The sequence below is a fragment of the Pseudanabaena sp. 'Roaring Creek' genome (assembly GCF_001402795.1).
In the GTDB taxonomy this organism is placed as follows: domain Bacteria; phylum Cyanobacteriota; class Cyanobacteriia; order Pseudanabaenales; family Pseudanabaenaceae; genus Pseudanabaena.
Genome location: NZ_LIRE01000515.1, coordinates 1 through 7,238, shown reverse-complemented (window position 1 = coordinate 7,238; position 7,238 = coordinate 1). Strand labels below are relative to the sequence as shown.

4 protein-coding genes are annotated in these 7,238 nt (G+C 45.8%); 1 reads left to right on the top strand and 3 read right to left on the bottom strand.

Annotated features, from left to right (window positions below):
- Positions 1-210: 210 nt before the first annotated feature.
- From AC805_RS15830 to AC805_RS15820, 3 genes are read right to left on the bottom strand one after another with little or no spacing between them, the layout of a single operon-like run.
- Positions 211-1,551, bottom strand: a complete 1,341-nt coding sequence (locus AC805_RS15830; RefSeq protein WP_231663163.1) for a pentapeptide repeat-containing protein — start codon at positions 1,549-1,551, stop codon at positions 211-213.
- Positions 1,551-3,545, bottom strand: a complete 1,995-nt coding sequence (locus AC805_RS15825; protein WP_055076313.1) for an ATP-binding protein — start codon at positions 3,543-3,545, stop codon at positions 1,551-1,553. Before AC805_RS15825 ends, AC805_RS15830 begins: the two co-directional genes overlap by 1 nt.
- Positions 3,546-3,547: 2 nt before the next feature.
- Entirely contained in the window at positions 3,548-3,772 is a 225-nt protein-coding gene (locus AC805_RS15820; RefSeq protein WP_055076312.1) for a hypothetical protein, read from the bottom strand.
- 371 nt (positions 3,773-4,143) lie between these two features.
- On the opposite strand from AC805_RS15820, the gene AC805_RS15815 reads away from it, so the two are divergent.
- Positions 4,144-7,137 carry a hypothetical protein gene (locus AC805_RS15815; protein WP_055076311.1) on the top strand — a complete coding sequence of 998 codons (2,994 nt, stop codon included), beginning with the start codon at positions 4,144-4,146 and terminating at the stop codon, positions 7,135-7,137.
- The last annotated feature ends 101 nt before the right edge of the window (positions 7,138-7,238 follow it).

The window sequence follows — 7,238 nt, the reverse complement described above, 5'->3', positions numbered from 1 at the left end:
TAAAATTACGATTCTGTAATACCAAGTTAAGAAATAGCGTAGCCATTTCTTAATATAGCTGTCGCCAGTTTTGTTAGGACAAAATCAAAACCCAAAAGAGAGTTGCCGCGCTTCGCGCGGCAACTCTCTTTTGGGTTTTATGTCCTGATACAGTTGGCGGCAGCTATAATACCAATTTCCAAAAAGGCAACGCCATTTTGGAAATTGGTATTACTGGCATTTTCCCACAGTGCCATCGGGCATCGTTGCGCCACAAAAGTTAGTACCTTGCATCACCGCACCCCGCAGATTTGCCCCCGTAAGATTTGCACCTGAGAAATTAGTGCGTTGTAAGTTTGCCCCGACAAAATCTGCACCACGCAAATCAGATTGATTGAGATCGGTATCTACTAACTGCGCTCCCCTGAGCCTCGCCAAACGTAAGTTTGCGCCTGATAAATCAATACCCCTAAAATTGCGATCTTCGCCGCCACGGTTGACGATTTCCCAAACGGTACGCCACTTGCGATCGAGAACCGTTTCTTCATTAATAATGCTTTCCCGTAAATTGGCAAGGCGAAGATTCGCTCCTTCTAAATTAGCATCGGATAATTGCGCTCCCTCAAAGTCGGCTTCCGTGAGATTTGCCTTGGTGAGGTCGGCATAGCGCAAATTAGCGGCATTAAATTTAACTCGTACCAGATTGCTGCGGCGGAGATTGGTAATAAACAGATAGGCTTCAGTAAAGTTTGCCCCTTCTAAATTTGTGCCCGCAAGATTTGCCTTCTCAAAGTTTCCCCCTGATAGATCTGCTTCAACGAGGGTTTGTTCTTCCAATCTTTGATTGACAACCTTCCAGACGAGGAACCACTTTGGATCGAAAAATGTATCGCTATCGATTTTGCTCGATCGCAGATCGGCATGAAATAGATTTGCACCTGCAAAGGTTGTTCCTTCCAAACTTGCACCTTCGAGGTTTGCCCTTGTCAGATTGGATTCGCTCAAATTGGCTCTGCGGAGATTTGCTCTTTTTAGACGCGAGTTCGTGAGATCGGTTTTTTCGAGATCGGCTAGGGAGAGATTGGCAGATTCAAAATTAGCTCCATTGATTTTAGCGCCGATTAATTTGGCAAATTGGAGATCGGCATTCTTTAAGGAAGCTTGCGGGAAAATCGCTCGTTCGAGATTGGCATATTTGAGATTTGCCCGAAATAGATTTGCCCCTTCAAGTTTGGCTTCTAAGAGGTTTGCGTTTAAAAAATCTGCCCCCGATAGCAAGGCAAAGCGCAGATCTGCACCTAACATATTCGATCGCATAAACTTTGCCCCATCTAGCTTTGCCCCTCGCAGATCAGCTTTGCGGAGATCGGCATCCCTAATATTTGCCCCGATTAAGTCCGCTCCACCCAATCTAGCATCGGGGAGATCGCATTCCGAACATTCTTTGGTTTTGATCAGTTGATCGACATGGCTTTGATTGGCGGCGATTGCTGATGTTACTGTGACGCTGGTTACGATCGCTACAATGGATATTGAAATCGCGATCGCTTTATTGCGAACAAACCTTTTCACTAGACCCATCCTTTTACTTCCGCATCCATCATAGGTTTTTCAAGTTTAATATATTCGATTTTTGCGGCCTGCAAGATATGTTTCATTTGGACGGGTTCGTTACGATCCGCTGCAATGAAAGCAGAATTGAGGGCAATGTTGCGAATATTACCACCCGCAACGCTGAGTTTGCCAAGTTTGATGTAGTCGAGATCGAGAATGGGTGTTTGCTTGGGAAAAGCTCTGCGCCAGATTTCTGCCCTTTGTTCGGCATCGGGAAAAGGAAATTGAATGACAAAGCGCAGTCGCCTTAAGAATGCTTGATCGAGGGAGTTTTTAAGATTAGTTGTGAGAACAGCCAGCCCGCGATAGGCTTCCATTCTCTGCAATAGGTAACTGACCCCGACATTGGCATGGCGATCGTGGCTATCCTTTACTTCCGTTCGTTTGCCAAAGAGAGCATCCGCTTCGTCAAATAGTAAAATTACGCCGCCCCCCTCCGCCGCATCAAAAATGCGTTTGAGATTTTTTTCGGTTTCACCAATATATTTATCGATCACCGAACTGAGATCGACCCGATAGACATCGAGCTGAAGCTCATTGCCCAATACTTCTGCTGCCATTGTTTTCCCTGTGCCGCTGCTACCTGCAAACAGGGCGCTAATTCCTAAGCCGCGCCGACTTCTGCCTGCGAATCCCCATTTCTCATAGACGGTTAAGCGCTGGCGGACATGGGCGGCAATATCTTGCAGGACGATTTTTTCCTTGGCGGGTAAAATGAGATCTTCCCAGTTAGCAGTTGTTTCAACGCTTTGAGCGAGTTCGTTCAGTCTTGGGCGTGATTGGGTACGACAGGCTAGCCAGAGGGATTGATGGAATGTATGGTTCGATTCTTTTTGATGTAAGCTCTTAGCCTTGAGAGATGCATTGTAGATATGGGTAGGCGAGAGGTTGAAATAGGAGACGAGTTGGTGAATAGATCCATTGAGGGAGTCGGAGACATCGAGATCGTTGAGAGCCTTTTCCCATAAAGCTTGTTGCTCTGGGATGGAAGGCGATCGCACATCAAAGGTCATAATTGTACGTTGGTGTTGGCGGCGACGACTCTGACTGCTGATGATCGTCGGACAGTTAAGAATTTCGGTTAGATAGCTGATCGCAGTCTCTTGGCTGGGTTGCGGATATTCGTCGCGATCGCAGTCTAGTAATAGAGCCATCATCCCTAGCGTATATTCCCGCTCGCAGAGTTGAGCGATTAGCTGGAGATGACTGAGATCGTTAGGCAAAATATTTGCCGAGACTTTATACAGAGTCAGCCCCAGCTCTCTGCAAATTTCCATAGCGATCTCGGTTTTACTGGCTATATCTTCGCCACAGAGTTGGAGCACGGGCAATCGATCGTATTCATCAGATTCGGACACACTGACCCAAGTAGCGATCGCTTGTGTGACGACTTGTCGATGGGATTCAATCCGAACTGGATTTGCAACTATAGGCTCGCATAGTTTGAGTAACCGCTCGTCCAGATGCTGATCTCCCATTAAATAATGCAGGATTCGTTCGTTAATCCGCAATGGACTGGAGGTAAGAGAATTGCCCACCCCAATCTCTACTAGATGCCATTGGCGTAAATTGGCGGCAGGGGAAAAAGCTAACCAGTCAACCGAATCTAGCAATGACATCGCTAGGCTAAAGGTGGGATAGTTTTGTTTGAGATCCCCTGTAATTTCCGCAAAAAGTTCGCCCCAACTGGGATCGAATTCTATCGCCGCACATAAAAGCAAAATATCTCTCTCAAAATTAGAAAGAGAGAAGTTTGTGCATAGCAGATTTAAATAACTATCTATGACTGGAGGATGGGGAAAATTTGGAATAGGTGATTCTAAGGGCTCTCCTTTGCTGGTGGCGATTTTTTGCTCTAAGGTAAACCGCAGTTGGGAGATCTCGATGAATAGATCGTACTGGCTGGATTTTAGCCAGTCATTATTAACGATAGGAATTGGCGATACTGTCATGCTTATGTGGTTAATGTCTGGATCAATTTCTCTAAATAAGTTTCTGCTTCGTTGACTGGTAATAAGATGACCTTTCCTTGACTTAAAATTTCATATTTTCCGCCCCGAAACCCATGTCCAGCAATTAAGCCCAAGGATTGGGCGAGATTAGCGGTTTCAGTTAGCTTATTAACGCTCATCGTCTCTATCTCTAGATTTAGGCGTTGTTTGAGTTCGTCTTCATTCATGGGTTATTACTCGCGTTTTGCTAATGTTTTGCTGGGTGTTTTGCTGGGTGTTTTGCTAGGCGTTTCGATGCTTTTGGCTTAACTTGGTATTACGGAAGGTGTTATCAAGCAACGCTTTCCCTAGTTTACCGATGCTGAGTTTGAGCGCAAAGGGCTGTATAATCCCATTAGCTAGCATAGCGAAAGATTATGGATTACAAATCTCGACCTTGGGTTATCACTTTATTTAACGTCATAATTTAGCGTCATAATAATGCTCGATATTGCTGGGTAATTGAGTAATTTGTGATTACTTAAACTTTTCATAGGGCTTTGGGCTGTATTCTTAATTATAATCTTTGACCTAATTACCTAAGAAAATCCCGCACAATATGAGGAGCGAACCAAGCATCTTTGCCTCAAACACTGATAGTAGCGATACAGAGCAAAATGCAGGCTTGAGCATGGTGGATATTTTGACCCTATCCCCAAGGCAACATCATATTCTGCATTGGATTATGCGTCAGCAACAGGTAACGTTGGAGGCGATCGCTGCTTATACTGAAGCCGATCTCGAGGATATCCGCAACGATCTTGAGGCTTTAGTGAGCCAAGGGTTTATTGAAATGCGGCAAAATCAGGGGCTGATCTATTATGAAATTGATTTTCGCAATCAGCAGAACACGGAAGCGCTAGGTAAGATTGCCCCAGCATCCGTTGCTATCCGCCCCCTATCAATTATTCTCAATCCATCGGGGGTAGTCTCGATCGCCACGGGGGAGAGCTTTGAGCTATGTGTTACGGTTACCAATCAAGGCGATCGCAGTGCAGTAATTAGCGTTGCGCTCGATCGAGACTCAAGTTCGATCTATGCTTGGTGTCCTTATCCGTCTGAGACCTTAGCTCTGAGTGTGGGGCAGAGCTGTGAAGTGGTATTCCAGATTCAAGTTCCTCCCACTACTACGCCCGATGAGTATGGCTATACCCTAATTATCGATGCGCCCCAGCATTATCCAGAACATACACCGATCCAGTATAAAGGGCGGGTGATCGTGCTGCCTGCGTTGCAAGAAGTAGTCAGGGTTAACGATCCCACCTTTGTGACTCTGCCGCGCACCACCTCTGACAATCCTCATCCCATGCGATCGGGCGAGATTTGGCAATTGTTAATTGGCGTTACCAATCGCTCGGAAAGGGTTGATCGCTTTCGGGTGACCGTTCCCGATCTCGATCCGAAATGGTTTTCTATTTATTATCCTGAAGGCTTAGCTCTAGCAGGAGTTGTCGAGGCTGCCGATGGGTTACCCCTTAACCCCGACAATCAAGGACAGGTTAATCTCATTCTCAAGCCCCCTTTAGATGTGTGGGCGGGTATTTATGCCCCAACTATTCGAGTTCATTCGGCTAATAACCCAGATTTATCATTACTGGATATTGCATATTTTGAGATTCTCCCTACCTATCAACTGGATATCCAATTAGTGACGATCCTCACAAGGGTGAATAATCAGCCTTCCGTCTACGAAATGCGCTTTAAAAGTAAGGGAAATATTGCGCGGGAATTAACTTTGCGGGCTAGTAGTCCTGAACAGGAAGGATTATTGATCTACAAATTGGAGCAGGGAGAAATTAAAATTTCTCCCTTTGGCACGGTCAAGGTAAATATTGCGATCGAAACGACGAAAAAGTGTAAGCCCAAATTTTGGGGCGATCGCTATCTCAGTTTTATTATCGAACTGGAGGATAAGCAGGATGCCCTTCTACCCAACGATCGCTACACAGGTAACGTATTAGTCCCTGCCCGTCCTTGGTGGCAATTTGTCCTGTTGATTATGGGGATTTTGGGGCTAATTGGCACGGTGATCTTTTTAATTTGGTGGTTTTTCTTTCGTCCACCCGATGTTTCACAGGTAGTGGAGTTTACTTCTGAATCCTCAACTTATAAAGAATCAGAAAATGAAGCAATTCGCTTGCGTTGGCGGATTTCCTACCCCGAATTGGTGCGCGAAATTAGAGTAGAGGGGTTATCCCCCGACGAAAAGATTCTCAGTCAGCCAGTGGTCTATAACTTTACGAAGGGCATTCCTCCCGAACTCAAAGACTATTGCGTAATTGATCGCGAGCTACTGTGTCAGAATGTGCCCACTGATGCGCGGAAGCCCAGCCAATATATTTTTCAGATGAACCTATCATCAAAAAATCCTAAAACAGCGGCGATTCCCTTGGTCAAAACCAGCAAGATTTTAGTGGAACCTTTACCACAATCGCAGATTGTCGAATTTGCCTCAACTAAACCACTTTATACGGAGTCCAAGCCAGTTTTACCTGTGGTTGTATCCAAGCCCGTGAAAACAGCGGACAATCCATCTTCAGAAGCCCCATCAACATCAGGATCTGTCTCTAGTAATGGCACTGATTCTCGATCCTCTGATGCTCGATCGAGTGATGCAGCTAATGATACCGCATCTACATCAAGTTCTGTCTCGAATTCCGTCTCAAATTCTATCTCAAGTTCGGAGTTGAGTTTACTTGCAGGAGCCTTGGAAAAGAGAGTGTTTTTAACAGCGCTTGGGATCGGGGGCGATGTAAATAAGTTCCGAATTATCCGACCCAAGCCCGATTTTGATAATGAAGTAAGGCTTAACTGGCGCATATCCAATGTCAGTCAAGTGAGGGAGTTAACTCTAGTGGGACGATCGCCTGAAGGTGAAGTTAAGAGTCCTCCCTTGCGATTTGTCTTTGCTGAAGGTTTGCCGCGATCGCTCAGTCCCTACTGTGCGATCGCTAACGATGAAATGACCTGTAGGAATGTCCCTACGGAGGCAAAGGCTTCAGGCAACTACATTTTTGAATTAGCGATCGTGCCGACCAAGCCTCCAGAAGATCCCAAGGCGGTTCCCGTGACGCGAAAAACCGAAATTACTAAAATTGCGCCCTATCCTGCCAAAATTTTGGAGCTAAAGGTTAATGGACAGGATGCCTTACCGCAGTATTCCTTCAATCTCAATCCCGATGTCCCTGCGATTCTAACCCTATCGTGGAAAATAGAAGCTTCGGCAGCCGCTAAGATCGATCTCCTTCCTGCTCCAGGCAATATTGCGGCGGTAGGACAACTTGCCTTGCCCCTCAGTCCCAAATCTGGCGAGGTAACCTATACCCTGCAAGTGACTAATCCCGATGGGCAGATAGTTATGCGTTCCTTCATCGTCCAAACGATCGCCCCACCCCCCGCACCTAAATCAGAAACTCCCCCACCCATTGCTTTGCCTCCCGATATCCCTGAAATTGATTCGCCGTTAATCCCCAATAGCGCTTCTAATGGCTCTGGCAATAGGCGATCGGGAGGTATGCTTTTACCATCGGAAGTTCCACCAAGTCAAAAATAACCCTACGCCTAATACCAAGTTAATAAATGGCATAGCCATTTATTAACTTGAAAACCTTTACTAGGTTTAGTTTTTATAGCTCTAGTCAGTAATGTTAGGAC